Source organism: Pseudoduganella sp. jia 12 (assembly GCF_055502675.1).
The window spans coordinates 276,822-303,599 of the sequence record NZ_JBUXKP010000004.1 but is presented as its reverse complement, the minus strand read 5'-3'; the positions used below and the strand labels follow the sequence as shown (position 1 = coordinate 303,599).

Annotated in this window: 23 protein-coding genes; 10 read left to right on the top strand and 13 right to left on the bottom strand. The window is 65.9% G+C overall.

The window, feature by feature from the left end:
- Positions 1-60: 60 nt before the first annotated feature.
- Together ACY65G_RS10605 and ACY65G_RS10600 are read left to right on the top strand one after the other, a co-directional pair.
- Complete coding sequence (locus tag ACY65G_RS10605) at positions 61-3,468, top strand: MHYT domain-containing protein (protein WP_464997319.1); 3,408 nt, start codon at positions 61-63, stop codon at positions 3,466-3,468.
- Positions 3,465-4,460: an HD domain-containing phosphohydrolase gene (locus tag ACY65G_RS10600; protein ID WP_464997318.1), complete on the top strand. Its 996-nt coding sequence runs from the start codon at positions 3,465-3,467 to the stop codon at positions 4,458-4,460. The genes ACY65G_RS10605 and ACY65G_RS10600 overlap by 4 nt, the downstream gene beginning before the upstream one ends.
- A 308-nt stretch (positions 4,461-4,768) precedes the next feature.
- Here the strand turns inward: ACY65G_RS10600 and ACY65G_RS10595 are convergent, their stop codons facing one another.
- From ACY65G_RS10595 to ACY65G_RS10565, 7 genes are all read right to left on the bottom strand, one after another.
- Positions 4,769-5,887, bottom strand: coding sequence for a glycosyltransferase family 4 protein (locus ACY65G_RS10595; protein ID WP_464997317.1), 1,119 nt, complete (start codon positions 5,885-5,887; stop codon positions 4,769-4,771).
- Between the two features lie 6 nt (positions 5,888-5,893).
- Complete coding sequence (locus ACY65G_RS10590) at positions 5,894-7,021, bottom strand: glycosyltransferase family 4 protein (RefSeq protein WP_464997316.1); 1,128 nt, start codon at positions 7,019-7,021, stop codon at positions 5,894-5,896.
- Positions 7,018-7,953, bottom strand: coding sequence for an NAD-dependent epimerase/dehydratase family protein (locus ACY65G_RS10585; protein WP_464997315.1), 936 nt, complete (start codon positions 7,951-7,953; stop codon positions 7,018-7,020). The genes ACY65G_RS10590 and ACY65G_RS10585 overlap by 4 nt, the downstream gene beginning before the upstream one ends.
- Position 7,954: 1 nt before the next feature.
- The gene (gene gmd / locus ACY65G_RS10580) at positions 7,955-8,998 is read right to left on the bottom strand and encodes a GDP-mannose 4,6-dehydratase (RefSeq protein ID WP_464997314.1); all 1,044 of its coding nucleotides are present in this window, start codon (positions 8,996-8,998) and stop codon (positions 7,955-7,957) included.
- A gap of 106 nt (positions 8,999-9,104) precedes the next feature.
- A complete protein-coding gene (locus tag ACY65G_RS10575) occupies positions 9,105-9,257 on the bottom strand; it encodes a PEP-CTERM sorting domain-containing protein (protein ID WP_464997313.1) in 153 nt (50 codons plus the stop codon).
- Entirely contained in the window at positions 9,199-9,651 is a 453-nt protein-coding gene (locus tag ACY65G_RS10570) for a DUF2214 family protein (RefSeq protein WP_464997312.1), read from the bottom strand. The genes ACY65G_RS10575 and ACY65G_RS10570 overlap by 59 nt, the downstream gene beginning before the upstream one ends.
- Positions 9,652-9,758: 107 nt before the next feature.
- On the bottom strand, positions 9,759-12,077 hold the full coding sequence (locus ACY65G_RS10565; RefSeq protein WP_464997311.1) for an NADP-dependent malic enzyme: 2,319 nt from the start codon (positions 12,075-12,077) through the stop codon (positions 9,759-9,761).
- 371 nt (positions 12,078-12,448) lie between these two features.
- On the opposite strand from ACY65G_RS10565, the gene ACY65G_RS10560 reads away from it, so the two are divergent.
- Complete coding sequence (locus tag ACY65G_RS10560) at positions 12,449-12,649, top strand: hypothetical protein (RefSeq protein WP_464997310.1); 201 nt, start codon at positions 12,449-12,451, stop codon at positions 12,647-12,649.
- Positions 12,650-12,702: 53 nt separating this feature from the next.
- Positions 12,703-13,692, top strand: a complete 990-nt coding sequence (gene thiL / locus ACY65G_RS10555; RefSeq protein ID WP_464997309.1) for a thiamine-phosphate kinase — start codon at positions 12,703-12,705, stop codon at positions 13,690-13,692.
- A gap of 39 nt (positions 13,693-13,731) precedes the next feature.
- Here the strand turns inward: thiL and ACY65G_RS10550 are convergent, their stop codons facing one another.
- Entirely contained in the window at positions 13,732-16,371 is a 2,640-nt protein-coding gene (locus tag ACY65G_RS10550) for an EAL domain-containing protein (RefSeq protein ID WP_464997308.1), read from the bottom strand.
- Positions 16,368-18,467: a sensor histidine kinase, YfiR-like protein-associated gene (locus ACY65G_RS10545; protein ID WP_464997307.1), complete on the bottom strand. Its 2,100-nt coding sequence runs from the start codon at positions 18,465-18,467 to the stop codon at positions 16,368-16,370. Before ACY65G_RS10545 ends, ACY65G_RS10550 begins: the two co-directional genes overlap by 4 nt.
- Before the next feature lie 252 nt (positions 18,468-18,719).
- On the opposite strand from ACY65G_RS10545, the gene ACY65G_RS10540 reads away from it, so the two are divergent.
- The 3 genes from ACY65G_RS10540 to ACY65G_RS10530 all read left to right on the top strand — a co-directional run bounded on the left by ACY65G_RS10540 (position 18,720) and on the right by ACY65G_RS10530 (position 21,019).
- Positions 18,720-19,202, top strand: coding sequence for a CinA family protein (locus ACY65G_RS10540; protein ID WP_130187428.1), 483 nt, complete (start codon positions 18,720-18,722; stop codon positions 19,200-19,202).
- A 444-nt stretch (positions 19,203-19,646) separates the two neighbouring features.
- Positions 19,647-19,964 (top strand): ArsR/SmtB family transcription factor, encoded by a 318-nt coding sequence (locus ACY65G_RS10535; RefSeq protein WP_464997306.1) that lies wholly within the window; start codon positions 19,647-19,649, stop codon positions 19,962-19,964.
- The gene (locus ACY65G_RS10530; protein WP_464997305.1) at positions 19,961-21,019 is read left to right on the top strand and encodes a cation diffusion facilitator family transporter; all 1,059 of its coding nucleotides are present in this window, start codon (positions 19,961-19,963) and stop codon (positions 21,017-21,019) included. Before ACY65G_RS10535 ends, ACY65G_RS10530 begins: the two co-directional genes overlap by 4 nt.
- On the opposite strand, the gene cysK is transcribed toward ACY65G_RS10530, so the two are convergent.
- Both cysK and ACY65G_RS10520 read right to left on the bottom strand, forming a co-directional pair.
- Entirely contained in the window at positions 21,013-21,969 is a 957-nt protein-coding gene (gene cysK / locus ACY65G_RS10525; RefSeq protein WP_464997304.1) for a cysteine synthase A, read from the bottom strand. The genes ACY65G_RS10530 and cysK overlap by 7 nt on opposite strands.
- 45 nt (positions 21,970-22,014) lie before the next feature.
- Positions 22,015-22,551 (bottom strand): FKBP-type peptidyl-prolyl cis-trans isomerase, encoded by a 537-nt coding sequence (locus ACY65G_RS10520; RefSeq protein WP_464997600.1) that lies wholly within the window; start codon positions 22,549-22,551, stop codon positions 22,015-22,017.
- Positions 22,552-22,587: 36 nt separating this feature from the next.
- Here ACY65G_RS10520 and thpR point away from each other — a divergent pair, with 36 nt between their 5' ends.
- Positions 22,588-23,142 carry an RNA 2',3'-cyclic phosphodiesterase gene (gene thpR, locus ACY65G_RS10515; protein WP_464997303.1) on the top strand — a complete coding sequence of 185 codons (555 nt, stop codon included), beginning with the start codon at positions 22,588-22,590 and terminating at the stop codon, positions 23,140-23,142.
- A 106-nt stretch (positions 23,143-23,248) separates the two neighbouring features.
- Here the strand turns inward: thpR and tcdA are convergent, their stop codons facing one another.
- The gene (gene tcdA, locus ACY65G_RS10510; protein ID WP_464997302.1) at positions 23,249-24,121 is read right to left on the bottom strand and encodes a tRNA cyclic N6-threonylcarbamoyladenosine(37) synthase TcdA; all 873 of its coding nucleotides are present in this window, start codon (positions 24,119-24,121) and stop codon (positions 23,249-23,251) included.
- 71 nt (positions 24,122-24,192) lie between these two features.
- On the opposite strand from tcdA, the gene pdxH reads away from it, so the two are divergent.
- Positions 24,193-25,410: a pyridoxamine 5'-phosphate oxidase gene (pdxH, locus tag ACY65G_RS10505; RefSeq protein WP_464997301.1), complete on the top strand. Its 1,218-nt coding sequence runs from the start codon at positions 24,193-24,195 to the stop codon at positions 25,408-25,410.
- 67 nt (positions 25,411-25,477) lie between these two features.
- Here pdxH and msrA read toward each other — a convergent pair whose 3' ends face one another.
- Positions 25,478-26,029 carry a peptide-methionine (S)-S-oxide reductase MsrA gene (msrA, locus tag ACY65G_RS10500; RefSeq protein WP_464997300.1) on the bottom strand — a complete coding sequence of 184 codons (552 nt, stop codon included), beginning with the start codon at positions 26,027-26,029 and terminating at the stop codon, positions 25,478-25,480.
- Between the two features lie 175 nt (positions 26,030-26,204).
- Between msrA and ACY65G_RS10495 the strand changes: the two genes are divergently transcribed.
- Positions 26,205-26,717, top strand: coding sequence for a flavin reductase family protein (locus tag ACY65G_RS10495; protein WP_464997299.1), 513 nt, complete (start codon positions 26,205-26,207; stop codon positions 26,715-26,717).
- The last annotated feature ends 61 nt before the right edge of the window (positions 26,718-26,778 follow it).

Below are 26,778 nucleotides of genomic sequence, written 5' to 3'. Positions count from 1 at the left end.
CATGCGAAAGCCTTTCCAAATCACGCAAGTCTTTAATTCCGAACCGGAAAATGTGATACCTTGCAGCAACTATTAAATTCCTTCCCCGCCATGGATATCCTTGCGCTGACCACCCTGTTCTTGCCGCCGGACGACCCGTCGCTACTGCAATACGGCACCTACGATTTCCGGCTGGTGGCGCTGTCCGTGCTCATCGCGATCTTTGCATCGGGCATGGGCCTGTATATCGCCGGTCACCAGAGCGCCGCGCAGACCCGTGGCTTGCGCGCAGCCGCGCTGCTGTCCGGCAGCCTGGCGCTCGGCGCCGGCATCTGGGCCATGCATTTCATCGGTATGCTGGCATTCGACGTCTGCACCGGCACGCAATACGAACCGGTGCTCACCGCCCTGTCGATGCTGCCCGGTATTGCCGCATCGGCGGTGGCGCTGTCGATCACGCGGCGCGAGCGGCTCACGCGCGGCACCCTGCTGCTGCGCGGCGTGCTGGTGGGCGCGGGCATCGGCGCCATGCACTACAGCGGCATGGCGGCCATGGAGACGGCGCTGGACCTGCACTACGATCCGCTCATGTTCGCGCTGTCGATCGTGGTGGCCGTGGTGCTGTCGACGGTCGCGCTGGGCGTGCGCTTCGGCTTGCGCCAGCGCGCGCAGCACCTGTCGTCGCGGCAGCGCCTCGGCATCAGCGCCGTCGTGATGGGCTGCGCGATCACGGGCATGCACTACACCGGCATGGCGGCGGCGCGTTTCGTCGGCACGCCGCCCGCCATCGCCCTGCCGGACGACACGGACGAAATGGCCCTTTCCGTTTCCGTCATCACGATCCTGTTCACGCTGGCGGTGATGGCTGTGCAAGGCCTGCTGCGCTACCGCGAGATGTACCGCAGCCTGCTGCAGAGCGAACGGTCGATGCACGCGCTGACGACGACCACCGTCGACGGCGTCGTCACGATCGACGAGCAGGGCATCATCCGCGAATTCAATGCATCGGCCGAGCGCATCTTCGGCTGGACGCAGGATGAGATCGTCGGCCAGCCCGCCAAGCTGCTGATGGCCGATCCAGAGGCTTCGGAGCAGCATGGCCTGTTGCGCTGCATCCGCACCGGCGACATGCACCTGGCGCGCGCCGGCGAGGAAGTGATGGGCCGCCGCAAGGATGGCTCCGAAGTCCCGATCCGCAAGGCGCTCGGCCATGCCAAGCTCCTCGACGGCAATGTGTACGTCCTCTTCATCACCGACATCAGCGAACGGCGCCAGATCATGCAGGCGCTGCGCGACAGCGAACAGCAGTTCCGCTCCCTGATCGGCAGCATTCCCGGCATCGCGTTCCGCTGCCGCGCGGAAGACGACTATCCGCTCGAATTCATCAGCGATGGCGTGGAATGGGTCACCGGCCACCCGGTGGCCGATTTCGTCGGTCCCAACAGTTTCCGCACACTGAACGACCTGGTGTTGCCGATCGATGCGGCGCGTGTGACGGCGGTCTGCAAGCTGTGCGCGGAGAACGGCCTGCCCTACACGGTCGAATACCGGATTGGCCATGCGGACGGCACGTGGCGCTGGGTCTGGGAGCACGGCACGATGGTGAGGGGCGACGATGGCAGGCCACGCTGGTTCGATGGCGTGATCCTCGACACCACCGAGCGGCGCCAGATGGAGGAAGACCTGCGCGACGCCAAGGAAAAGGCGGAACAGGCATCGGCGGCGCGCGCCAGCTTCGTGGCCAACATGAGCCATGAAATCCGCACGCCGATGAATTCCATCCTCGGCTTCACCGACGTGCTGCTCGACACCGAACTGAAACCGGACCAGCGCGGCCACCTGGACACGGTACGCAATGCCGGCCGCTCGCTGCTGCGCCTCTTGAACGAGATCCTCGATACCGCCAAGCTGGAAAAAGGCGCGGTGGAGCTGGAGCTGGACGACTACAACCTGCTGAACCTGATCGACGAACTGTCGTCGACGTATAACACCACGGCGCGCGCCAAGGGGCTGGCGCTGAACATCGCGTTCGCGCCGGAGCTGTCGCCATGGCTGCACGGCGACGAGCTGCGCATGCGCCAGGTGCTGACCAACCTCGTGGACAACGCGATCAAGTTCACCGCCGCCGGCAGCGTCACGCTGTCGGTCACCCGGCTGGGCGAGGAACTGGCGATCGCCGTGCGCGATACCGGCATCGGCATCGCGCCGGACCGCCTGGCCGCGATCTTCGACCCGTTCACGCAGGCCGATGCGTCGATGACGCGCCGCTTCGGCGGCACAGGCCTGGGCACCACCATCAGCAAGCAGCTGGTGGAACTGATGGGCGGCCGAATCTGGGCCGAGAGCACGCCGGGCGAAGGCACCACGTTCCACGTGGTGCTGCCGCTGGTGCCTGCCATCGACCCGCAGCAGGCCCTGACGCCGCGCCAGCGCCAGCGCGTGGCCTACGAACTGCCGCCGCTGCGCGTGCTGGCCGCGGACGACGTGGCGCAGAACCTCGAGCTGCTGGGCCTGTTGATGGGCAAGCGCGGCCACACGCTGACACCGGCGCAGGATGGCGCCATCGCAGCCGAACTGGCGGCACGGCATGACTTCGACGTGATCCTGATGGACGTGCAGATGCCGAACGTCGACGGCTTGGCGGCCACCCGGATGATCCGCGAGGAAGCCGCCCGCAACGGCCGCCCGCGCGTGCCGGTGCTGGCGATGACGGCCAGCGTGCTGGAAGCGCACCGCAAGGCCAGCACGGCGGCCGGCATGGACGGTTTCGCCTCCAAGCCGGTGGACTGGTATGCGCTGTCGCATGAAATCGCCCGCGTGCTCGGCTTGCAGCCGGTCTGCGCGGTCCCGGCCGCCGGCACGCCGGGCGCCGCGCAAGTGCTGAACCGCGTGGCCGGCGCGCTGCGCTGGGGCGGCAGCACGGAGCACCAGCTGGCGCTGTGCCGCTTCGATGCGGACCATGCGCCAGGCGCAAGCCAGCTGTTGGCGCTCCATGAAGCCGGCGACACTGCCGGCCTGCAGGCGCAGGCGCACCGGGTGCGCGGCGTGGCCGCCAACCTGGGCCTGGAACAGCTGGCGGAAACGCTGGCCGGGATCGAGAAGGCAGCCATGGATGATCGCGATGCATTGCCGGCGCTGCTGGCACGTCACGCCGGCGAGCTCGATGTGGCGCTGGCAGCGGTGCATACCGAGCCTTGCCCCAAAGCCTTGGCCGATTCCTGCGCTGCCGGGCAAGCCGCACCGGCGGCGCTGCTCGATGCCGCCGCCGTGCGCGCCGCCGCCGATGCGCTGCAGCAGTCGCTGGCACGCGGCGCCCTCGACGACACCGCGCTGGCCAGCCTGTCGCGGGCGCTGCACGGCCATGCGCCACCCGTCACGCTGGCGCCGCTGCAGATGGCGATCGACGACTTCGACTTTACATTGGCCGAAACCAGGCTGGCGACGATGCTGCAAACGGTCCTTGCCACCGATATGGAACCCACCGAATGAAACAGAATTCCCACCTGCCGCTGGTCCTCGTCGTGGACGACGAAGCCAGCAACCTGCAACTGCTGCGCCAGATCCTGCAGGACCACTACCGGCTGCTGTTCGCCAAGGATGGCGCCCGGGCGCTGGAGTTGACGCGCCAGGAACACCCGGACCTGATCCTGCTCGACGTGATGATGCCCGGCATGACGGGCCATGAAGCATGCCGCACGCTGAAGGCCGACCCGGCCACGGCATCGATCCCGGTCATCTTCGTGACGGCGCTGACCGATCCGGAAGACGAAGTGCGTGGCTTCGACGCGGGCGCCGTGGACTACATCACGAAGCCGGTCAGCGCGCCGATCGTGCGCGCCCGCGTGCGCACCCACCTGTCGCTGGTGCGGATGGACGAGCTGAAGGAAAGCCGGCTGGAAATCGTGCAGCGCCTCGGCCTGGCGTCGGAATACAAGGACAACGAAACCGGCATGCACGTGATCCGCATGAGCCATTACGCGCGCCTGCTGGGCGTGGCCGCGGGCATGAGCGAGGCCGAGGCGGACGACCTGCTGCACGCGGCGCCGATGCACGACGTGGGCAAGATCGGGATTCCCGACCGTATCCTGCAGAAACCGGGCCCACTGGACCCGGACGAGTGGACCATCATGAAATCGCATGCCGCGATCGGCGCCGACATCATCGGCGAACATGCGCACGGCATGCTGAAGCTGGCGCGCAACATCGCGCTGACGCACCACGAGAAATGGGATGGCAGCGGCTATCCGAACGGCCTGGCCGGCGAGGCGATCCCGCTCGAAGGCCGCATCTGCGCGATCGCCGACGTGTTCGACGCGCTGACGTCCGAACGCCCGTACAAGAAGGCGTGGCCCGTGGAGGAAGCGGTGGAACTGCTGCAGAAGCAGCGCGGCGTGCAGTTCGATCCGCAACTGGTGGACCTGTTCGTGGGCCTGCTGCCGGCGATTTGCGCGATCAAGGAAAAGTGGGCGGAAACAGCGTAGCCGCGAATTCAACGAGCATCGCTCCTTGCCGGCATAGCGGTGCTGGCCTATGAGCCAGCACCTCAACCGGCATCGGAATTCAACGAGCATCGCTCCTTGCCGGCGTAGCGGTGCTGGCGTCTGGCTTCAATCCAGCTTTCGGAGCCGGTGCCCGAAGGTAATACAAAGAATCTGGTGGACTCTCGCCGCCGCCCCGTTGTTGCGCTGCACGTTCAGGAATTTGCAGACCGTGACGACGGCAGGGAGTCCGGTATCCATATTAGCGGTGCGTCAGGTCGCTGCCTTGATCTAAGTCAAGGCATGCAAGCTTACGCGGAACTATTTGCAACTTCACAATACAGCGCCGCGTAATCCGCCGCCATCTTTTCCGAGGTGAACAAGGCACGGTAACGCTCGCTGGCGCGCTGCCCCATTGCCTGGGCGAGCGCCGGGTCTTCCCACAGCGTGCGCATCGCGTCGCCGAATGCCGCCGGGTCGCTGGGCGGCACCACGATGCCCGTATCGCCATCGATATTGATGTAGCTGGTGCCGGTGCCGATCTCGCTCGAGATCATCGGTTTGCCGTACATCGCCCCTTCCAGCAGCGAAATGCCGAATGCCTCGGAGCGCAGGTGCGAGGGGAACGCCATCGCGTAGCACAGCGTCAGCAGCGCCACCTTGTCGTGTTCGTCCACGGCGCCGACGAAGCGCACGTGTTCCAGGCCGAGGCGCCGCGCATGTTCCTTCAGCTCGTTTTCGATCGGCCCCGCGCCAACGATCACCACCGGGTATTCGCAGCGCGCCAGCGCATCGAGCAGGATGTGCAGGCCCTTGTAGTAGCGCAGCACGCCGACGAACAGGAAGAAGCGCTCGCCCACCTCGGCGCGCCAGTGCGCCAGCCGTTCCGGCGACGGCTGCGGATACGTGTTCCGGTCCAGCCCGAAGGGGATCGCGCGCACCTTCTCGCCATAGCGCCGCAGCACGTCGGACGATGCAAAGTAGTTCGGCGACGTGGCGACGATGCCGTCCACGTCGGCCAGGAAACGGTGCATCAGCGGCGAGTACAGCTTGAGCAGCGCCTTCTGGCGCACGATGTCCGAGTGATAGGTGACCACCGAGGGCTTCTTCACGCGCGCGAGGAAATGCGCCAGGTCGCCGAACGGCCAGGGGAAGTGATAATGCACCACGTCCGCCGAGCGTACCAGCCGGGCCAGCGCGCGGATCGACGCGAACGACATCGCATTCGAGGCGATCTCGATATCCTGCGGCACGCGGTGCACCACCTGGCCGTCGATCTCCATGCGCGCCGGGCCGCCATTGCGGGTCAGCGTCAGCACTTCGTTGGTGATGCCCAGGCGCGCGGTGCTCATGCAGATCTGGCGGATGGCCTGTTCCACGCCGCCCCATGAGTCGGGGTAATACGTCTTGTAGAAATGAAGAACGCGCATTCTGTTTCAGTTTTTCAGCACGGCTTCATAGACAGCCGCAGTCTTGCGCGCCGTGTCGCGCCATGTCAGCTCCGCCGCGCGTGCCTTGCCGGCGGCGATGCAGCGATTGCGCAGCGCCTCGTCGCGCGCCAGTTCCAGCATGGCCGCGCCGATGGCCGCGCTCGACATCGGGTCGACATCGATCGCCGCGCCGCCCGATACTTCCGGCACCGAGGTCGCGTTCGACGCCACTACCGGCACACCGGAAGCAAACGCTTCCACCACCGGGATGCCGAAGCCTTCATACAGCGTGGGGAACACGAACACGCCTGCGCCCGCATACACATGGCGCAGCGCTTCGCTGCTGGTCAGGCGGCTGAGCCACACCACGCTCTCGCCGTTCTGCTGCGCAGCCTTGATGCGGGCCACGAGTTCCCCGCTGCGCGCACCGGCCGCGCCCACGATCACGAGCTGGCGCCGGGCGCGCACGCTGGCCGGCAAGCCGAGATAGGCCTCCAGCAGCGCGCCGATGTTCTTGCGCGGCTGCAGCGTGCCGACGGTGAGGAAATAGCCGGGCCGCAGGCCGTGCTGCGCCAGCGTGGCGGCGACCTGCCCGGCATCGGGCGCGTCGAGCCATTCTTCGTCCACACCGCACGGCACCACGCTGATGCGGCGTTCGTCGACGCCGAAGCACTGCACCAGCTCGGCGATGGTGTAACGGGTATGGGCGATCACGTGGTCGGCCTTGCGCGCGGCCCTGGCCTGCAGCCAGTTCTTCAGCCCGCGCAGCCTGGGGTTGCACCATTCGGGATGGGAGATCGGCAGTGCGTCGTGCAGCGTGGCCACGATGGGCCGGTCCATCCTGACGATGCGGTAATCGGTGGCGTGGAACAGGTCCACGTCCAGGTGTTCCCGGGCACCGGGCAATGACCCGGGCAACACCAGGTCGCGCACGGTCGCCAGCGGGAACGACCGCGGCATCGGACGGCCAACGGTGAGTTGCGTGGCGGGGCCGAACGAGCGGGCGTCGACGGTGATGCCGGCGCGCGGCAGTTCGCGCAGCAGCGCGCGGCTGTACACGCCGATCCCGTCGAGATGGCCGCCGGTGAGGCCGGGTTCAATCGTGGTGGCGGAGACGCCGACTTTCAGTGTCACGCCTCGTACATCCAGCGCAAGGTCTGCTCCAGCGGCGGCGGGGCCATCGTGCCGACGACGGCTTGCAGGCGCGTGTTGTCGCCGGTCAGGCGCACCACTTCGTTGGCGCGCACGAAGGCGGGATTGACGTGCACATCGATCCGGTAGCCGGCGATCGTGCCCATCATGTCGAGCGCTTCGCCCAGCGAATACGCCTTGCCGGAGCAGACATTGAACGTCTTGCCGATGGCGGCCGGACCGGCAGCGACCAGGTGGCGGTAGCTGCCGGCCACCACACGCACGTCGGAGAAATCGCGCCACACGTGCAGGTTGCCCAGTTCGATGCGCGCCTCGCGCCGCCTGAAGTGCGCCACGATCTTCGGCAGCAGGAAGTTCTCGGCCTGGCCCACGCCGGTGTAGTTGAACGGCCGCACGATGATGAGCGGCAGCCGGTCCATCCACAGCCGCGCCATGTATTCCATGGCCAGCTTGCTGACGGCATAATCGTTGGCGGGAGCGGCCGGCACATCCTCGCCGATCGTGCCGGCATCGGTGTTGCCGTAGATGTTGGCGGACGATGCGAGCAGCACGGCCGACGGCTTCTTCGGCGAGGTCGCCAGGGCTTCGAGCAGGTTGCGGGTGCCGGTCACGTTGACGCGGTAGATCTGTTCGACGTCGCTGTGGGCGACGAACGCGATCGCCGCCAGGTGGACCACCACGTCGGGTTGCAGCGAATGCACCGCGGCGGCCAGCGCCACGCGATCGGTCAGGTCGACCGCCACCGTTTCGGGCCCGTGCCCGCGCCCCGGGCTGGCCAGGCCGAACACTTCGTAGCCGGCGGCGCGCAGCTCCTGCGCCACATAGCGGCCCGTGAAGCCGGCGATGCCGGTCACCAGCGCGCGCTTGCCAGCGCCTTCGCGGGCCGGTGACAACAGCTGCAAGGCCGCGGCCATGTCAGAACGAGAAGCCGGCGGTATTGCGGCGCAGGTCGGCCTCGACCATCATCTGGCACAGCTCTTCCAGCGTGGTCTTCGGCTCCCAGCCCAGTGCCGTTTTCGCCTTGGTGGCGTCGCCGATCAGCAGTTCCACCTCGGCCGGGCGGTAGAATTTCGGGCTGATGCGCACCAGCGTCTTGCCGGTCTGCGCATCGTGTCCTGTTTCGGTTTCGCCACTGCCCTGCCATTCGATCACGATGTCGACGGCCTTGAACGCCATCGTCACGAAATCGCGCACGGTCTCGGTGCGGTTCGTCGCCAGCACGTAGGTATCGGGCTGGTCGGCCTGCAGGATGCGCCACATGCCTTCCACGTATTCCTTGGCGAAGCCCCAGTCGCGCTTGGCGTCCAGGTTGCCCAGCTCGAGCACTTCCAGCTTGCCCAGCTTGATCTTGGCGACCGAATCGGTGATCTTGCGGGTGACGAATTCGCGGCCGCGCAGCGGCGACTCATGGTTGAACAGGATGCCGGACGAACCGAAGATGCCATACGACTCGCGGTAGTTGACGGTCATCCAGTGCGCGTACAGCTTGGCCACGCCATACGGGCTGCGCGGGTAGAACGGCGTGTCTTCCTTTTGCGGGATCGCCTGCACCTTGCCGAACATTTCCGACGTGGACGCCTGGTAGAAGCGGATCTTCGGATCGACGATGCGGATCGCCTCGAGCAGGTTGACGGCGCCGATGCCGGTGATCTCGGCCGTCGTTACCGGCTGTTCGAACGACACGCCGACGAAGCTCTGCGCCGCCAGGTTATAGATCTCGTGGAACTGGCCCTTCTGCAGCAGGCGGATCGACGACGACAGGTCGGTCAGGTCGTGTTCGACCAGGTGCAGGTTCGGGTGATCCTGGATGCCCAGTTCCTCGATGCGCCAGAAATTGACGGAACTGGTGCGGCGGAACGTGCCGGTGACTTCGTAACCCTTCTCGAGCAGCAGTTGCGCCAGGTAGGCGCCGTCCTGACCGGAAATGCCCGTGACCAGGGCGCGTTTCGTGTTTTGCATAATGATCGGGTCTCTAGAAGGGTTGACGAAGAAGCCCGATATTGTAACAGAGACATGACATTGGGCCGCCGCGGGGACGGCCATGACTTACATCAATTACATCTTGTTACAGAGAAACTTTGCGTCGCCGACGGGCCAGCGCCAGCACGGCCATCCCGGCCGGGAACATCAGCAATGCCGCAGGTTCCGGGGCGCGACGATCAGTGACCGATACCACGCGCCATGATGGCCGCGGCGATGGGAATGAGTGTGAAAACATGGATCTCGGCCAGCTTGCGACGGCGCACGCTCTTCAGTTCATTGGCCGGGGGCGTGAACCCGGCATCCGACTTCAGCGATTTTTGCCAGCCGAGAATGCTCACCGTCGGCTTGATCGACAGGATGCCGACGATGCCGAATGCACCGACCTTGGCCCAGAAGACAGGATTGTCCAGGTAGAAGTCCGCACCCTTCGCGCCATGGAACACCCGGCCGAAGCCGACGACGAGGATCGCCAGCGCCAGAGCGCCATAGACTGCATCGAACCTTCCCAGCAATTTCACCGTGTGCGGCGACATCGCCGTGGGCCGCAGCAGCGCCAGCTCCGCCGCCAGCACGGCGGCGATGCCGAACACGATCAGGTGGTGGGTAATAGCAAGGATGAGGTCGCTCATGACCGGGAAATATTCCACGAAAATCGGTGTCTGTCACCGGTTTTTGGGAAATATTGCAGTCAAAAAAAAGCCGCCTTGCGGCGGCTTTCGCGGGGTCGATCCGAAAATCAGTTGTTGCGCTGGGCGACCACATCGACGACGCACAGCGCCGTCATGTTGACGATGCGGCGCACGGTGGCCGACGGGGTGAGGATGTGCACCGGCGCGGCGCAGCCCAGCAGGATCGGGCCGATCGCGATGCCGTTGCCGGCGGCCGTTTTCACCAGGTTGTACGCGATGTTGGCGGATTCGATGTTCGGCGCCACCAGCAGGTTCGCATCGCGCTGCAGGGTGGAATCCGGCATCAGCTTCTTGCGCAGCTTCGAATCGAGCGCGGTGTCGCCGTGCATTTCGCCATCGACTTCCAGGTCCGGCGCGCGTTCCTTGATCAGGGCGAGCGCGGCGCGCATCTTCTGCGCGGACTCGTTGTTGGACGAGCCGAAGTTCGAGTGCGACAGCAGCGCGGCCGACGGCTGCAGGCCGAAGCGGCGCATCTCTTCGGCGGCCATGATCGTGATCTCGGCCAGCTGTTCCGCGGTCGGGTTTTCGTTGACGTGCGTATCCACCATCACCAGCTGGCGCTCCGGCAGTACCAGCACGTTCATCGCCGCGTACACATTGGCGCCCGGGCGCTTGCCCAGCACCTGGTCGATGTAGTGCAGGTGCAGCTGGGTGGTGCCGAAGGTGCCGCAGATCATGCCGTCGGCATCGCCCTTCTTGATCATCATCGCGCCGATCAGGCTGTGGCGGCGGCGCATTTCCAGCTTGGCGTATTCCTCGGTCACGCCCTTGCGCTTGGCAAGGTCGTAGTACGACGTCCAGTAGTCGCGGTAGCGGTCGTCGTAATCCGGATTGATCACGTCGAAGTCCACGCCCTGCTTCAGGCGCAGGCCGAATTTCTGGATGCGCGACTCCAGCACGGCCGGGCGGCCCACCAGGATCGGACGCGCCAGGCGCTCGTCGACCACCACCTGCACGGCGCGCAGCACGCGCTCTTCTTCGCCTTCGGCGTAAACGATACGCTTGGTGTCCGGGCTCGTGATCTTGGCCTGCGCGAACAGCGGCTTCATGAACGTGCCGCTGCGGTAGACGAACTGCTGCAGGCTGTCGGCATACGCTTCCAGGTCCTTGATCGGACGCGTGGCGACGCCGCAATCCTCGGCGGCCTTGGCCACCGCAGGCGCGATCTTGATCAGCAGGCGCGGATCGAACGGCATCGGGATCAGGTACTCGGGGCCGAACGACAGGTTGGTGAAGCCATAGGTGGTGGCCACCACGTCGGACTGCTCGGCGTGCGCCAGGTCGGCGATCGCGTGCACGACGGCGATTTCCATCTCGCGCGTGATCGTGCTGGCGCCGCAATCGAGCGCGCCGCGGAAGATGTACGGGAAGCACAGCACGTTGTTGACCTGGTTCGGGTAGTCCGAACGGCCGGTGCAGATGACGGCGTCGTCGCGCACGGCTTTCACGTCTTCCGGCAGGATTTCCGGGTTCGGGTTGGCCAGCGCCAGGATGATCGGACGCGCAGCCATCTGCTCCACCATGTGCGGCTTGAGCACGCCGCCGGCGGACAGGCCCAGGAAGATGTCCGCGCCGGCGATCACTTCACCCAGCGTGCGCGCCGTGGTGTCGCGGGCGAAGCGTTCCTTGTCCGCATCCATCAGTTCGGTGCGGCCCTGGTAGACCACGCCGGCCAGGTCGGTGACGAAGATGTTCTCGATCGGGAAGCCGAGGTCGACGATCAGGTCCAGGCAGGCCAGCGCGGCCGCGCCGGCGCCGGAAACGACGAGCTTGCATTCCTTGATGTTCTTGCCGACCAGCGAAATGCCGTTCAGGATCGCGGCGCCCACGATGATCGCGGTGCCGTGCTGGTCGTCGTGGAAGACGGGGATCTTCATCCGCTTGCGCAGCTCGCGCTCGATATAGAAGCACTCGGGCGCCTTGATGTCTTCCAGGTTCACGCCGCCGAATGTGGGTTCCAGCGCTGCGATGATGTCGATCAGCTTGTCCGGATCCTGCTCGTTGATTTCGATGTCGAACACATCGATGCCGGCGAACTTCTTGAACAGCACGCCCTTGCCTTCCATCACGGGCTTGGAGGCCAGCGCACCGATATTGCCCAGGCCCAGCACGGCGGTGCCGTTCGAGATCACGGCCACCAGGTTGCCGCGGGCCGTATATTTATAGGCGGCAGCCGGGTCGACGACGATTTCTTCGCAGGGCGCGGCCACGCCCGGCGAATACGCCAGGGCCAGGTCGCGCTGGTTCGTCAGTGTCTTAGTCGGGGTGACGCTGATCTTGCCCGGCCGCGGAAACTCATGGTACTCGAGCGCCGCCAGACGCAGTTGTTGCCGCAATTCCTCTTTCTTGTCAGATGACGAATCCATGCCTGCTGCCTTCCTGTGCTGTCTGAAATCCTTTGATTCTAGCAGACCGCATTCGGGGCCAAAGTAGGTATTTTTACCAACGGTTGCGTCAAGGCCGAATTTTGTATGGCCCATATAAGCCGAATTACCTTTTCCTGTCGGTATGGCCGTGGTAACGACGGCATACCTGCTTCGGATTTACGCGAAGTACGTTCAGTAAATACCTGCAGTTCAGGCAGCAATCCCAGTCGGTTTGCAGCCAACCTCAGCCAATCCTGGCAAAACCAGCGGTCACTAGCAGCTTGTAATTAACAAATATTTAACAAAAATCTTTACTTAGGGAAAATGTTCTTCTAGACTGGCGGCATCTCAACCACTGGAAAGGGTCAGGCATGCGTGCCATCTTCTGGCGTACGTGCTCCCGCATAACGGGCGTGGTGTTCCCCGTCGCCACGGTAGCCCTGTTCTTCACCCCGCACGAAGCGGAATGGGAACTGGCCTTGTCGGCCACCGCCGTCACGGCGGGCGGCACATGGATTTATGCGCGCGGCCGGCCCCGCCGCATCATGGCGCGGGCGATGCGCCGGCGCTGAGCATTCCGCCCTCTGGCCGCCCCACCGCCCGGCGATGGCCTTACAATAAAGGCATGCTCTCCGAATTCGACCTGATCAAACAGTATTTCGTTCGCCCGGCGCATGCCTCAACGACGCATCCATCAAAGGCGCAGCTGGGCATTGGCGACGATTGCGCGCTGCTGGGCATCGCGCCCGGCCGGTCGTTCGCGATTTCTTCCGACATGCTGGTCGAAGGCCGGCATTTCTTTGCCGGCGAAGATCCGTACCGCCTCGGCCATAAAAGCCTGGCCGTGAACCTGTCCGACCTGGCGGCGATGGGCGCGCGGCCGGCCGGCTTCACGCTGGCGCTGGCCCTGCCCGTTGCCGACCGCGACTGGCTGGCGGGATTTTCCGCCGGGCTGTTCGCGCTCGCCGACGCGCATGACTGCGAACTGATCGGCGGCGACACGACGAAAGGCCCCCTCAACATCTGCATCACCGTGTTCGGCGAAGTGGCGCAAGGCCAGGCGCTGCGGCGCGATGCGGCGCAGCCGGGCGACGATATCTGGATCTCCGGCACGCTGGGCGATGCGCGGCTGGCACTGGCCGTCATCCGTGGCGAAGTGGCGCTGGCGGACGATGCCCGGCAACTGGCGGAACGGCGCCTGCACCTGCCCACGCCGCGCGTGGCCCTGGGGCTGTTGCTGGCCGAAGGCGGCCTGGCACGCGCCGCGATCGACATTTCCGACGGTCTGGTGGGCGATCTCGATCACATCCTCGAACGGTCCGGCGTCGGCGCCACGCTCGACGTGGATGCGCTGCCCGCGGGCCCCGTGCTGGCCGGGTGCGATCCCGGATTGCGCCGCGCGTTCACGGCGGCCGGCGGCGACGACTACGAGCTATGCTTCACCGCGGCCCCGGCGCAGCGCGCCGCGATCCTGGCCGCGGGCGCCGCCTGCGGCACCCCGGTCACGCGCGTGGGCCGCATCGACGCGTCGCCGGGTCTGCAATTGACGGACGGCCAGGGTGCCGCGCTCGAATTGCGGCTGGCCGGTTTCGATCATTTCAGCAACGGCAAATAGCGCACTTCCCCCCGACCGCGATCGCGTCAGCCTGGTGGCTCACGATCGGCCCGGCAGCGCCGTATGGTCCTCTCCCGGCTGGCCGGCCTGCTTGCCGCTGCCGTGCATCAGCCAGTAGTGGTGGAACGCCAGGCGGATATTGTCGCGCAGCTGCACGTCGTCCCAGGGCTTCGTATAAAAGCGGTAGATCGCGCCGCGGTTGATCGAATCGAGCATCGCTTCCAGCCCCGTGTAGCCCGAAAGGATGATACGGATCGTGTCCGGGTACATGTCCTTCACCTTGCTGAGGAACTCGGTGCCGCTCATCACCGGCATGCGCTGGTCGCACACGATCACCTGCACCGGGTGCAGCGCCAGCAGGTCGAAGCCTTCGGTCGGCGACGATGCTGTCAGGATCCGGTAGCCGTCGCGCCGGAACAGACGGTGCAGCGACGACAGCACGTTGACGTCGTCGTCCACGATCAGCAGCGTCTGCGGCGGTTCGGTGGCCAGGTTCGGGTCGGGCGGCAGCGCCTTGCCGCTGGCCGCCAGCTGCCCGAAGGCATCCGCGTTCAACGGCCGGCTGAAGAAGAAGCCCTGCACCTCGTCGCAGCGGTTGCGGCGCAGGAATTCCAGCTGCGGCCGCGTTTCCACGCCCTCCGCCACCACGCGCAATTTCAGGCTGTGCGCCATGCTGATGATGGCCAGCGCGATCGCCGCGTCGTTCGGGTTGGTGACGATGTTGCGCACGAACGCGATGTCGATCTTGAGCTTGTCGATGGGGAATCGCTGCAGGTAGGCCAGCGACGAATACCCGGTGCCAAAATCGTCGATCGCCACCTTCACGCCGAGCAGGCGCAGCTTGGTCAGCACGTCGATCGTGCGCTCGGCGTTCGACATCAGCGCCGTTTCCGTCAGCTCCAGTTCCAGCAGGTCGGGCGGCACCTCGTGCCGCTCGAGCGCCTCCTTCACTTCCCGTTCCAGGTCGCCTTCGATGAACTGGCGCGACGCGACGTTGACGGCCACGTGCACCGGTCCCACCGGCGACGCCATCCATGTGGCGATCTGGCGGCATGCCGCATCGATGATCCAGTTGCCGGTGCGGACGATCAGGCCCGTATCTTCGAGCACGCCGACGAATTCGGCCGGGTACACGGTGCCGTGCCCGGGCCGGTTCCAGCGCAGCAGCGCCTCGGCGCCGGATACCCGCCCCGTCAGCAGGTTCACCTTCGGCTGGTAATGCAGCTCCAGCTCATCCTGGTCGAGGGCGCGGCGCAGCGCCATTTCCAGGTCGAGCCGCGCCAGCACCTGCACGTTCATCCCCGCCGTGAAGAAGCGGTAGGCATCGCTGCCCGCTTCCTTGGCCTGGCTCATCGCCGTGTTGGCGTACTTGACGAGGGTTTCAGGATCGGCCGCATCGTCCGGGTAGACGGCGATGCCGATCGACGCCGTCATCATGGCCTGCTGCCCGCCGAGTTCGAACGGCGTGCGCAGCGCCTCGCGCACTTCGTTCGCCACCAGCACCGCATCCTGCTGGTCGCGCGTCATCGTCAGGATCAGGCCGAACTCGTCGCCGCCCAGCCGCCCCACCGTGTCGCGGATGCGGGCCGACTGCACGAGCCGGCCGGAGAATTCGCGCAGCAGCTCGTCGCCCATCGCGGCGCCCAGCGAATCGTTGATGTTCTTGAAGCGGTCCAGGCCGATGAACAGCACGACGATGCGCCATTCCTTGTCGCGCGCCAGGTCGATCGCATCGCCCAGCGTGCGGTAGAACAGCGTGCGGTTGGGCAGGCCCGTGAGGCTGTCGTAGGAAGCCATGTGCCGCAGCCGCTCCTCGGCCTGGCGGCGCTCGGAAATGTCACGCGCCACGCAGATCAGCGTGTGCTGCGCATCTGCGGATTGCGAGGGCGGCTGCACGCCTTCCTGCGGCAGCCGCGTGCCATGCTGCAGCTGCCAGTAGACTTCCACGGGCACGGTGGCATGGTCGTGCCGCAGCAACTCGGCTTCGATCAGCACGGGCGCACGGGCCTCGGCATCCGCGGCATGCGCCGTGACGACATGGTGGCGCAACGATTCCTGGCTGCCCAGGCCGATGCGCGCCGGCTCCTGCGCCATCAGCTGCGTGCGCGAGTAACCCAGCATGCGGGCCGCGCCGTCGTTGACGTCGACGAAGCGCATCGTTTGCGGATCGATCAGTAAGATCGCATCGGCCGTCGCATCCATCGCCGTGCGGAAGCGCTGCAGGTCGGCGGTGCGCTCGCGCACCGTGCGTTCCAGCACGATATTGTGGAACTTCGCTTCGCGCTGCATCAGCCGCACTTCGATCAGGTTGCGGATCCGGGTCAGCACCTCGACCGGATCGAATGGCTTGCTCACGAAATCGCGCGCGCCGGCATCCAGCGCCGCCTGTTTCTTGTCCGGCTCGGCGGTCACCACCAGCACGGGAAGGTACCCTTCCGGCTCGAGCGGGCGCAAGGCCTGCATCACCGCGAAGCCATCCATGCCCGGCATCTGCAGGTCGAGGATGATGATGTCGTAGTTGTATTGCTCGTGCCAGGCCGCCACCACCCGCGGGTCGGTGGTGGAACTCACATGCGTGTAACCCGTCGATTGCAACAGGTATTCCAGCAACTGCACGTTGACGGGCTGGTCGTCGACGATCAGGATGCTCGCGCCCTGGATATCGGCCCGGCTGATCATGACTCCTCCTTCTTCTCCGCAAGCAGCTGGGCCTGCCGCTCGCCGGTGGTATCGCCATGGCCGCCCTGGCTGCCATGGGCGCTCTTCCCGCCCTCGCCGTCACGGCCGATCATGTCGATCGTACTGTTGATCGCTTCCGTGAACTCGTCGATATTGATCGGCTTGATCAGGTAACGGAAGAATCCTGCCGCAATTCCCCGTTCCACGTCGCGCGGCATCGCGTTGGCCGTCAGCGCGATGGCCGGGATGCCGGCGGTATGCGGCTCGGCGCGCAACTGGCGCAGGACATCGAAGCCGCTCATGCCCGGCAGGTTAATGTCGAGCAGGACCACGTCCGGCAGGTGGGCCTGCGCCAGTTCCAGGCCCAGCTGGCCGTCCGGTGCCGACAGCAGGCGCAGCTCGGGCCGGAAGCGGATGATTTCCTGCACCAGCTTCAGGTTGGCCGGATTGTCTTCCACGTACAGCAGCGTGATGCTGTCGCGCTCGGACGCCGGCACGCCCGGCGCCGGGGGCGCCATCATCTGCGCAGGCGGCACCGGCACCGGTTCGGTTGTCTTGAGCTCGACCCAGAACATGCTGCCCACGCCAGGACTGCTGGTCACGCCGATCGTGCCGCCCATCAGTTCGACGAGGCGCTTGGTGACGACGAGGCCGATGCCGGTACCCTCCTCCGCACCGGCCTCCTGGCCCAGGCGGTTGAACGGCTGGAACAGCATGCGCACCTGCTCCGGCCGCAGGCCCATGCCGGTATCCTGCACCGATACGCGCAGCAGTCCCGGGCCGGACGGCGTGCAATCGATCACCACCGCGCCGCCCTCGCGGTTGTACTTGATCGCGTTCGACAGCAGGTTCAGCAACACCTGCTTGAGCCGCGTGCGGTCGGCCGTCACGTTCGTCGTGCAACGCTCCGGAAACAGCAGCCGGATGCCGCGCGCGGTGGCCAGCGGCGCCATCATCGCCTCGCATTCCTGCAGCATCTCCGGCAGCGCCACCGGTTCCATCGACAGCGCCACCGCGCCGGACTCGATCTTGGCCAGGTCGAGGATCTCGTTGATCAGCGTGAGCAGGTGCCGGCCCGATTTCAGGATGTGCTGGGCGAACTCCTTCTTTTGCGCCAGCGTCGACGGCAGCTTGTCGGAAGTAAGGATCTGCGCGAAGCCCAGGATCGCATTGAGCGGCGTGCGCAGCTCGTGGCTCATCGACGACAGGAACGCCGACTTGGCCTGGTTGGCGCTCTTCGCCTCTTCCATCGCCAGCGCCAGTTCGCGGTTCGCCATTTCCAGCTGCATTGTGCGTTCGTGCACGCGCCCTTCCAGTTCCTGGTTCAGCCGCATCACTTCCTGCTGCGCCTCGCGCCGGCGTTCCGACTCGCGGGCGATTTCGCGGTTCGACGTTTCCAGCTCGCGCTTGCGGCTCTCGATATCGGCCAGCATCTTGTTGAACGAGCCGGCCAGTTCGGCCACTTCATCCTCGCCCAGCCGCTCGGCGCGGCGCGACACGTCGCCGGTGGCGATCACTTCGCGCGCCACGTGCGCAATGGACAGGATCGGCCGCGTGATCACGTCGTTCAGCCGCCGGGTGACGAGCCAGGCGCAGAGCAGCGCCAGCAGCGCGGCCACGATGCCGATCACGACATAGTCCAGGAAGCGGGCCAGCACTTCATAGTCGGCGCGCAGGTAGACGGTACCGAGCACCTCGCCGTTGTCGGCGATGGGCCTGAACAGGTACAGCTTGCCATCTTCGATATGAAAACCTTCCCGCCCCGGCGCGGGCGGCACGCCACCCCGTTTGCCCTGCGCCGCATACTGGGCCACCAGCCGGCCGCGCGCATCGTAGATGGCGCCGGCCTCCACCTTCGGCCGCAGCCGCAGCAGCGCCAGGTTTTCGTGGGCCAGCCGGTCGTCGTCGAACGACAGCGCCGGCGCGCTCATGTGACCGACCAGTTCGGCCTGGGTGGTCATGTCGTCGGTGATCGTCTGTTCATAGATGTGCAGGTCGTAGACGACGATGGTGCCGATCGACACCAGCACGGCCGGCAGCATCACCAGCGCGATCACGCCGAGCAGCTTGTTGCGCAGCGAGCGCAGGCGGATCATGGCGCCGCTCCTCGTCCCGCACCTGCGCCGGCGAGCGCAAGCGCCGGCCCTCCGGCGGTTGGGGTGAGCTTTCCAGGTTGCACGTTGCCGGACTCGCGTTGACTGAATGACTTATTCTATCGTTCAGTGCCGGCGTGCGCCGCAATATTGCGGCGCACACGCTGACCCGACAATTTTTTCCCGCGCGCGTGGCCTGTGCCCGGTGCCGCGCGCTAGAATGGAACCGGACATTCTTTGCCGAAGGAGACACAAGTGAGTACGGATATCAACGAACTGGCAGCCCAGGCGGGCCGCGCCCTGCAGGACAAGGAATTGCTTCTGGTTACTGCCGAATCATGCACCGGCGGTGGCGTGTCGCAGGCGATCACCGAGATCGCCGGCTCGACCGGCTGGTTCGATTGCGGTTTCGTCTGCTACTCGAATGCCTCGAAGACGGAGTTGCTGGAAGTGCCGGCCGCGCTGATCGCCCAGTTCGGCAGCGTCAGCGAGGAAGTGGCCGCGGCGATGGCGCAGGGTGCGCTGGCCAACAGCAATGCGCACATTGCCGTGTCCACCACCGGCATCGCCGGCCCCACCGGCGCCGTGCCCGGCAAGCCGGTCGGCACGGTCTGTTTCGGTTGGGCCAACGGCGACACGGTGCATACCGAGCGCCTGGTGTTTTCCGGCGACCGCCGCGCGGTGCGCGAACAGACCGTGATCCACGCGCTGCAGGGCCTGATGCGCTTCATCAACTGAAGCCGGGAGAAATAAAGCCGGCAACTTGGCGCATGAAGCCGAAATCCACGCGCTAGCGGCATCCGCCGCGCCCGCCAGCTCGCCGGCGGAAACGATCGCATCCGCCTGCTTCGACACGAAGCGGTACGGCACCATCAAGGTGTTGTCGCTCCGGTCGTTCCATTACAGGCCCGCCGAGCCCCCGACTCCCCAACAGCAACCGATCACCATCGGCCACTTCGGCCACTTCGGCCACTTCGGCGAACGTGATGTTCGCCACGGTGGACCTGGTCCCCATTGCCACCCGCGTGGCGTCCTGCTGCGCGACGGTCATCGGTACAAAACCATGGCTGCCCGCGGCGGTGGCATCGGCCGGCGGCGTCGCGAGGAAGAGCAGCGCAGACGCTTGCGCCATTGTGCGCGTGCGACTAATATATGAACATCTATTCAAATGTTATCAATGAGATGAACCTCGCCTCCGTGCACGAAGAGTCGGTAGCCCAGCTGGCCGACCTGTTCCACCTGCTGGGCGATCCCACCCGCCTGCGCATCGTGCTTGCGTGCGTGGCCGCGCCGATCGCCGTCAGCGACATCGCCGCCACGCTCGAACTTTCCAGTTCACTGGTCAGCCACCACCTGCGCCTGCTGCGTGCGGCCCGCATCGTGAAAGCCGAGCGGCAAGGCAAGCAAGTGTTTTATTCGACCGCCGATGCGCACATCAGCGGTGTCCTGCGCGACATGCTCGAGCATATCGCCGAACCTTCCCCGGGAGTCGAAGTATGAGCGGCCACCATCACCACCATGACCATGGGCACGGACATGGGCACCACCACCACGGCGACCCGACCGACCATGGCCGCGCGTTCGCGATCGCGATCACGCTGAACGCGATCTTCGTCGCCGTCGAGTTCGGCTACGGCTTCCTGGCCAACTCCACGGCGCTGATGGCCGACGCAGGGCACAACCTTTCCGACGTGCTGGGCCTGATGCTGGCATGGGGCGCGGCGATCCTGGCCAAGCGGCAGCCGTCGCGCCGCTTCACGTACGGCCTGCGCAGCAGCTCGATGCTGGCCGCGCTGTTCAACGGCATGCTGCTGATGGTGGCGTGCGGCGCCATCGCCTGGGAAGCCGTGCTGCAGTTGATCAATCCGGTGCCGGTGCACGGCCCGACCGTGTCGGTCGTAGCCGGCATCGGCATCCTCGTCAACGGCATCTCGGCGTTGCTGTTCATGAAAGGCAGCAAGGATGACCTGAACATCCGCGGCGCCTACCTGCACCTGGCGGCCGATGCCGCGATTTCGCTGGGCGTATTGATTTCCGGCCTTGCCGTGATGTTCACCGGCTGGATCCGCCTCGACCCGCTCGTGAGCCTGGGCATCGTGGTGATGATCGTCGCGGGCACCTGGTCGCTGCTGAAGGAATCGCTGCGGATGATGATGGCGGCCGTGCCGGACAACGTGGATTCACGCAACGTGGAGCAGTTCCTGCGCGCCTGCCCGGGCGTGACGGACGTGCACGACATGCACATCTGGTCGGTGAGCACGACGGAAACGGCGCTGACGGCCCACCTGGTGATGCCGGGCGGTTACCCGGGCGACGTGGCGATGGACGACATCGCGCGTGACCTGCGCGAACAATTCGCGATCCACCACAGCACCCTGCAGACGGAACTGGGCACCACGGAGCATGCGTGCTGCCTGGGAGGAGATGGAGACGAGCACGGCCATGGCCCTGACGACCATGGCCTTGACGACCATGGCCATGCGCACGACCATGAGCACGGCCACGGCAATGACCACGGCCACGATCACAGGCATGGCCACGCCCACCATCACTGATCGGCCAGCCCCGCGAACAGCTGCGTGCTCAGGTAGCGTTCGCCGAACGAGGGAATGATCGTCACGATCAGCTTGCCCTCGTTTTCGGGCCGACGCGCCACCTGCACGGCCGCCCACAAGGCGGCACCGGCCGAGATCCCCACCAGCAGCCCTTCCTCGCGCGCTGCCCTGCGCGCATAGTCGAACGCATCGTCGTTCTTCACGGCGACCACTTCGTTGTAGACATGCGTGTTCAGCACGGCCGGCACGAAGCCGGCGCCGATGCCCTGCAGCGGATGCGGCCCCTTCGTGCCTTTCGACAGGATCGGCGACGCCTCCGGTTCCACGGCGATGCACTGGAAGGAGGGCTTGCGCTCGCGGAGCACCTCGCCCACGCCGGTGATCGTGCCGCCGGTGCCCACGCCGGCCACGAGGATATCGGCCCGGCCGTCCGTGTCGCGCCAGATTTCCTCGGCGGTGGTACGGCGGTGGATTTCGGGATTGGCGGGGTTGTTGAACTGCTGCGGCATCAGGTAGCGGCTGTCGGACTGCGCCATTTCTTCGGCGCGGCGGATGGCGCCCACCATGCCTTCGGAGCCGGGCGTGAGCACCAGGTCGGCGCCATAGGCGCGCAGCAACATGCGCCGTTCGCGGCTCATCGTCTCGGGCATCACCAGCGTGCACTTGTAGCCGCGCGCCGCGCACACCATGGCCAGCGCGATGCCGGTATTGCCGCTGGTGGGCTCGAGGATGACCGTGTCGGGCTTGATCAGGCCGGCCTGTTCGGCCGCCATGATCATCGACAGCCCGATGCGGTCCTTCACGCTGTGGGCCGGATTGTAGAATTCCAGCTTGGCCAGGATCTGCGCGGGAGCGGGCCCACCCTGGGTCAATCCGCTTTGAGTCAATCGATTTATGCGCACCAGCGGCGTATTGCCGATCAGCGCCGTCACATCGTTCGCTACGTTCATCTGGGTCTCCGCAGGATGAATGGGAGCCCAGTGTAACGCCGCCGCTTACTTCACGTCGAGCAGTTCGACGTCGAAGATCAGTGCCGAGTTGGCCGGGATGCCCGGCATGGCGCGCGAACCGTAAGCGAGGTTCGACGGTATGATCAGCGTGCGCTTGCCGCCGATCTTCATGCCGGCCACGCCCTGCTCCCAGCCCTTGATGACCTGGCCGGCGCCAAGGCGGAATTCGAGCGGCTCGCCGCGGTCGCGCGACGAGTCGAACTTGCGGCCCTTGTGGGCCTTCGCCATCGGACGGTACAGCCAGCCCGTGTAATGCACGGACACCGTGCCGCCGGTCACGGCTTCGCGGCCGGTGCCGACCTTGGTGTCGTTGACGATCAGCTGCTCGGCGGCGGGGCCGATCGTGGCGGAGCCGGGCACCACGGGTGCGGCCGGCGCTTCCTGGGCGGCAGGCGCTTCCTGCGTGGCGGCTGGCTGGGCCGGCGCGGCCGGTTGTTCCTGGCCGGCGGCCGGGGTCTGGGCGTGCGCGAACGCGGTGGCGCACAGCAGGAGGGACAGCACTGGAGCGGACAGACGGGTCATCATGGTTTCTTTCTGTACTGGTTTTGAGGCGGCAACATGATAGCAAATGAACCTGAAGGACAGCCAAATGGCGAGGCCGGCGCGGCGCCGGCACGCAAGCTTTTCTTTGCGCTGTGGCCGGACGATGCCACGCGCGCCGCGCTGGCCACCTTGCAGGGGCCCGTCGCCGGGCGGCGCACGCCGCCCGGCAAGCTGCACCTGACACTGGCCTTCCTCGGCCATGTGCCGGCCGATGCCGTGCCTGCCCTGCTCGATATCCGCGACCGGCTCGCCGTGCCGCCGCTGCGGCTCGCGATCGACTGCTACGGCTACTTCGCGCGGCCGCGCATCGCATGGGCCGGCATGACGCAGGTGCCGGCCGAACTGGTGGCGCTGCATGAAGACCTCGTGCGGCAGCTGGAAGCTTCGGGCTTTTCCGCCGCCGCGCATGGTTCCTTCAAGCCGCACGTGACACTGGCGCGGGAAGCGAAACAGGCGCCGCCCGCGGCCCCGGCGGCGTCCGTGACATGGCACGTGAACGAGGCCGTGCTGGTGGAATCGCTGCCCGATGGGAGATATGTGCCGGTGGAGCGCAATGCACAGCCTGCGTGAACCAAGGCGAAACCCTGCGGTCAGGCCCGTCGGGTCTGACCCCGGCATCTGCCTTCGGGTTTCGCTTGCCTGCACGGAAGTCGTATCCGGCACCAGCTCTCCACCATTACTGCGGCGCGACTTCCTCGGCCAGCTTCGCCAGCACGTGCCCCGCGGCCACCATGCCGAACGTGGCCGTCACCACCACCGCCGAACCGAAGCCCGCGCAGTTGATGCCGGTGAGGCCGGCCTTCGCGGGCGGCGCGTCGTCCGGATCGACCTCGCACACATCGCCCGTTTCCGGGAACTTCAGCGGCTCCATCGAGAACACGGCATCCACGCCCAGCTTGTTCTTGCCGTTCGGCGGGTAGTTGAACTCGCTGCGCAGCCGCCGGCGCACCTTCTTCAGCAGCGGTTCCTGCTCGGTCCTGGCCAGGTCGCGCACCTCGATCTTCGTGGGGTCCGTCTTGCCGCCGGCGCTGCCGATCATGATGAGCCGGATGCCGCGTGTGCGGCAGTAGTGCACCAGCGCCGTCTTGGCGCGCGCGCTGTCCATCGCGTCGATCACGTAGTCGTAATCGTGGCCGCCGATCATCTCGTCGAGATTGTCCGGCGTGACGAAATCCTCGATCTCGGTCACCTGGCAATACGGGTTGATCTGCGCGATGCGCTGGCGCAGCGCCGTCACCTTGGCCATCCCCACCGTGTCGGTCAGCGCCTGGATCTGGCGGTTGATGTTCGATTCGGCCACGTTGTCCAGGTCGATCAGCGTGAGGCGGCCGACCGCGCTGCGCGCCAGCGCCTCGACGATCCAGGAGCCGACGCCGCCGACGCCGATCACGCACACGTGCGCGGTGCGATAGCGCGCCAGGGCCGCTTCGCCGTACAACCGGGCGATGCCGCCGAAGCGGCGATCGAAGTCGACGTCGTGTTCGTCGACCTTGTGCTCGTCGACCTTGTGCTCGTCGGCGCCCTGGAGGGAAGGTGTAATCTCGTTCATCCGGCCATTTTAACGGACATGGCCCGAAGGATTATTCTACAATCCGTCGAACAAGATTCCAGGATGCCGCCATGACAGATTCCCTCCTCGCCCCCGCCCCCGGCTTCGACCAGCCGATCGCCATGCTCAAGCATTGCCACGACAAGATCCGCAAGCAGCTGGCCACGCTGCAAAAGCTGCTGGAACACCTGCCGCAGCACGGGGCGGACGCGGCGGCGCAACAGGCGGCGCAGGCGGTGCAAAAATATTTCAACACGGCTGCCCACCTGCACCATGCCGACGAGGAAGTGGACCTGCTGCCGATGCTGGACGCGACGGCCACCGGCGCCGACCTGGACACGGTGCGCCGCCTGCGCCCGGAAATCCTTGCGCAGCACAAGCAGATGGACGAGGCCTGGCACATCATCGATGGACAACTCGACAAGGTTGCCAACGGCTCCGCCAGCGATCTGTCGGCCGATGCGGTGAACACGTTCGTGCAGATGTACACGGCGCACATGGAGATGGAGGAAGGCCACATCGCGCCGATGGCCAAGCGCCTGTTCAATCCGGCCCAGATGTCGTTGCTGGGCGAGGCGATGGGGCGCCGCCGCGGTATCGCGCCGGAAGTGGCTGCCGGCGCCGGCACCACGGTGGGTGGCATCGCCCTCGCCGACCTGCGCCTGGATTATGGGCGCGCCAGCCTGTCCGAGGAAGACACGCTGGCCGGCCCGGTGGCCCAGTTCACGAAGTGGTTCGACGAGGCGATGAAGGCCCAGGTCAACGAGCCGAACGCGATGAGCGTGGCCACGGTGGGCAGCGATGGCAGGCCGTCGTCGCGCATCGTGCTGGTCAAGCAGTTCGATGCGCGCGGCTTTACCTGGTACACGAACTACGGCAGCCATAAAGGCCGTCAGCTCGCGCAGAACCCGCATGCGGCCCTGCTGTTCTTCTGGCCCGAACTGGAGAGGCAGGTGCGCATCGAAGGGCGCGTGGAACAAACGTCGGCCGCGGAAAGCGACGCCTATTTCTACAGCCGCCCCTTGAAGAGCCAGCTGGGCGCGATCGCTTCGGCCCAGAGCGCGCCGATCGGCAGCCGGGCGGAAATGGAAGCCAATTATGCGGCCGTGGAAGAAGCCCATGGGCCGGCGGCCGGCGGCAAGCCGCTTCGGCCCGAACACTGGGGCGGCTACCGCCTGGTACCCGAGCGTGTCGAATTCTGGCAGGGGCGCGCTTCGCGCTTCCACGACCGGATCGTGTATGCGCTGCAGGCGGACGGCAGCTGGACGAAGGAACGCCTCCAGCCTTGATGTTCCGCGGCACGGCCGTATCGCCGGCGGCCGGCCCGGGGCCGCGTTATCGTGGCTGATCGCCCCGTTACTTCAGGCGCGCGCTGTACATCTTGCGGAACTTGCTCACCTTCGGGGCCACGATGAACGCGCAATAGCTCTGCAGCGGATGCTGGGCAAAGTAGTTCTGGTGGTAGTCCTCGGCCTTGTAGTACGGCTGCGCCGGCGAGATTTCCGTCACGATCGGCGCATCCCACACGTGCGCCATTTCCGCCATCACCTTGCGCGCGGTGGCTTCCTGCTCGGGCGACTGGTAATAGATCACCGAGCGGTACTGCGTGCCCTCGTCGTTGCCCTGGCGGTTCAGGGTCGTGGGATCGTGGATCGTGAAGAAGATCTCCAGGATGTCGCGGTAGCCGATCACATCGGGATCGAATTCCAGGCGCACCACTTCCGCATGGCCGGTCGCGCCGGTGCAGATCTGCTCATAGGTCGGATTCGGCTGCTGGCCGCCCGTGTAGCCCGACTCCACCTTCGTCACACCCTTCACCTCGAGATACACGGCTTCCGTGCACCAGAAACACCCGCCGCCCAGCACGGCGATCTCGGTCTGCGCCATACGATCCTCGCTGTCATTCATTGATACCTACTCTAACGCAATTGAGAAAACGGCGTCGTCCAGCGGAAATATTTCCTAAAACCGGGAGTATTTCCCAAAACCGGGGTCTGACCCCGGTTTTGGGAAATATTTGCAGTCGAGAAATCGTTTTTTCGGTGCCGCGCTCGGCTCCGGCAATCTTTGGCATAATGCCCGCATGAATACCAGTTCCCCCCGCGCCGCCACGCCCGCTTTCGACAGCGGGCATTTCCGGCAGGCGCTGTCGCAATTCGCCACCGGCGTCACCGTCATCACTACCCGGCTGGCGGACGGTACCTATCGCGGTCTCACCGCGAGCTCGTTCAACTCGGTGTCGCTCGATCCGCCGCTGGTGCTGTGGAGCCTGAAGTCGCAGGCGTCCAGCATGCCTGTCTTCTCGGGCAATTCACATTACGTGATCAATATCCTGGCGGCCGACCAGGCGCACCTGGCCAAGCTGTTTTCCACGCGCACCGAGGATCCGTTCGGCCAGGTCGAGTTCGAGCTGTCGCGCACCGGGCATCCGGTACTGAAGGGTTGCACGGCATGGTTCGAGTGCCACAACCGCAGCCGCTATCCGGAGGGCGACCACGTGATCTTCGTGGGCGAAGTGGAGCATTGCGAAGTCCATCCGCGCGAGCCGCTCGTGTTCCACGGCGGCCGGCTCGGCGGTTTGCACGTGCCCGGCTGACCCGTCTTTGCCCGAACGTATTTGCCCGAACGTATTTGCCCGAACGTGTCTGCCTGACCTG

What these genes read in the sequence shown, in the direction of transcription:
- ACY65G_RS10600 (WP_464997318.1), top strand. Translation starts at nt 3,465, where the DNA reads ATGAAACAGAATTCCCACCTGCCGCTGGTCCTCGTCGTGGACGACGAA.
- ACY65G_RS10595 (WP_464997317.1), bottom strand. Translation starts at nt 5,887, where the DNA reads ATGCGCGTTCTTCATTTCTACAAGACGTATTACCCCGACTCATGGGGC.
- ACY65G_RS10585 (WP_464997315.1), bottom strand. Translation starts at nt 7,953, where the DNA reads ATGGCCGCGGCCTTGCAGCTGTTGTCACCGGCCCGCGAAGGCGCTGGC.
- gmd (WP_464997314.1), bottom strand. Translation starts at nt 8,998, where the DNA reads ATGCAAAACACGAAACGCGCCCTGGTCACGGGCATTTCCGGTCAGGAC.
- ACY65G_RS10575 (WP_464997313.1), bottom strand. Translation starts at nt 9,257, where the DNA reads ATGTTTTCACACTCATTCCCATCGCCGCGGCCATCATGGCGCGTGGTA.
- ACY65G_RS10570 (WP_464997312.1), bottom strand. Translation starts at nt 9,651, where the DNA reads ATGAGCGACCTCATCCTTGCTATTACCCACCACCTGATCGTGTTCGGC.
- ACY65G_RS10565 (WP_464997311.1), bottom strand. Translation starts at nt 12,077, where the DNA reads ATGGATTCGTCATCTGACAAGAAAGAGGAATTGCGGCAACAACTGCGT.
- ACY65G_RS10560 (WP_464997310.1), top strand. Translation starts at nt 12,449, where the DNA reads ATGCGTGCCATCTTCTGGCGTACGTGCTCCCGCATAACGGGCGTGGTG.
- thiL (WP_464997309.1), top strand. Translation starts at nt 12,703, where the DNA reads ATGCTCTCCGAATTCGACCTGATCAAACAGTATTTCGTTCGCCCGGCG.
- ACY65G_RS10550 (WP_464997308.1), bottom strand. Translation starts at nt 16,371, where the DNA reads ATGATCAGCCGGGCCGATATCCAGGGCGCGAGCATCCTGATCGTCGAC.
- ACY65G_RS10545 (WP_464997307.1), bottom strand. Translation starts at nt 18,467, where the DNA reads ATGATCCGCCTGCGCTCGCTGCGCAACAAGCTGCTCGGCGTGATCGCG.
- ACY65G_RS10535 (WP_464997306.1), top strand. Translation starts at nt 19,647, where the DNA reads ATGAACCTCGCCTCCGTGCACGAAGAGTCGGTAGCCCAGCTGGCCGAC.
- ACY65G_RS10530 (WP_464997305.1), top strand. Translation starts at nt 19,961, where the DNA reads ATGAGCGGCCACCATCACCACCATGACCATGGGCACGGACATGGGCAC.
- cysK (WP_464997304.1), bottom strand. Translation starts at nt 21,969, where the DNA reads ATGAACGTAGCGAACGATGTGACGGCGCTGATCGGCAATACGCCGCTG.
- ACY65G_RS10520 (WP_464997600.1), bottom strand. Translation starts at nt 22,551, where the DNA reads ATGACCCGTCTGTCCGCTCCAGTGCTGTCCCTCCTGCTGTGCGCCACC.
- thpR (WP_464997303.1), top strand. Translation starts at nt 22,588, where the DNA reads ATGATAGCAAATGAACCTGAAGGACAGCCAAATGGCGAGGCCGGCGCG.
- tcdA (WP_464997302.1), bottom strand. Translation starts at nt 24,121, where the DNA reads ATGAACGAGATTACACCTTCCCTCCAGGGCGCCGACGAGCACAAGGTC.
- pdxH (WP_464997301.1), top strand. Translation starts at nt 24,193, where the DNA reads ATGACAGATTCCCTCCTCGCCCCCGCCCCCGGCTTCGACCAGCCGATC.
- msrA (WP_464997300.1), bottom strand. Translation starts at nt 26,029, where the DNA reads ATGAATGACAGCGAGGATCGTATGGCGCAGACCGAGATCGCCGTGCTG.
- ACY65G_RS10495 (WP_464997299.1), top strand. Translation starts at nt 26,205, where the DNA reads ATGAATACCAGTTCCCCCCGCGCCGCCACGCCCGCTTTCGACAGCGGG.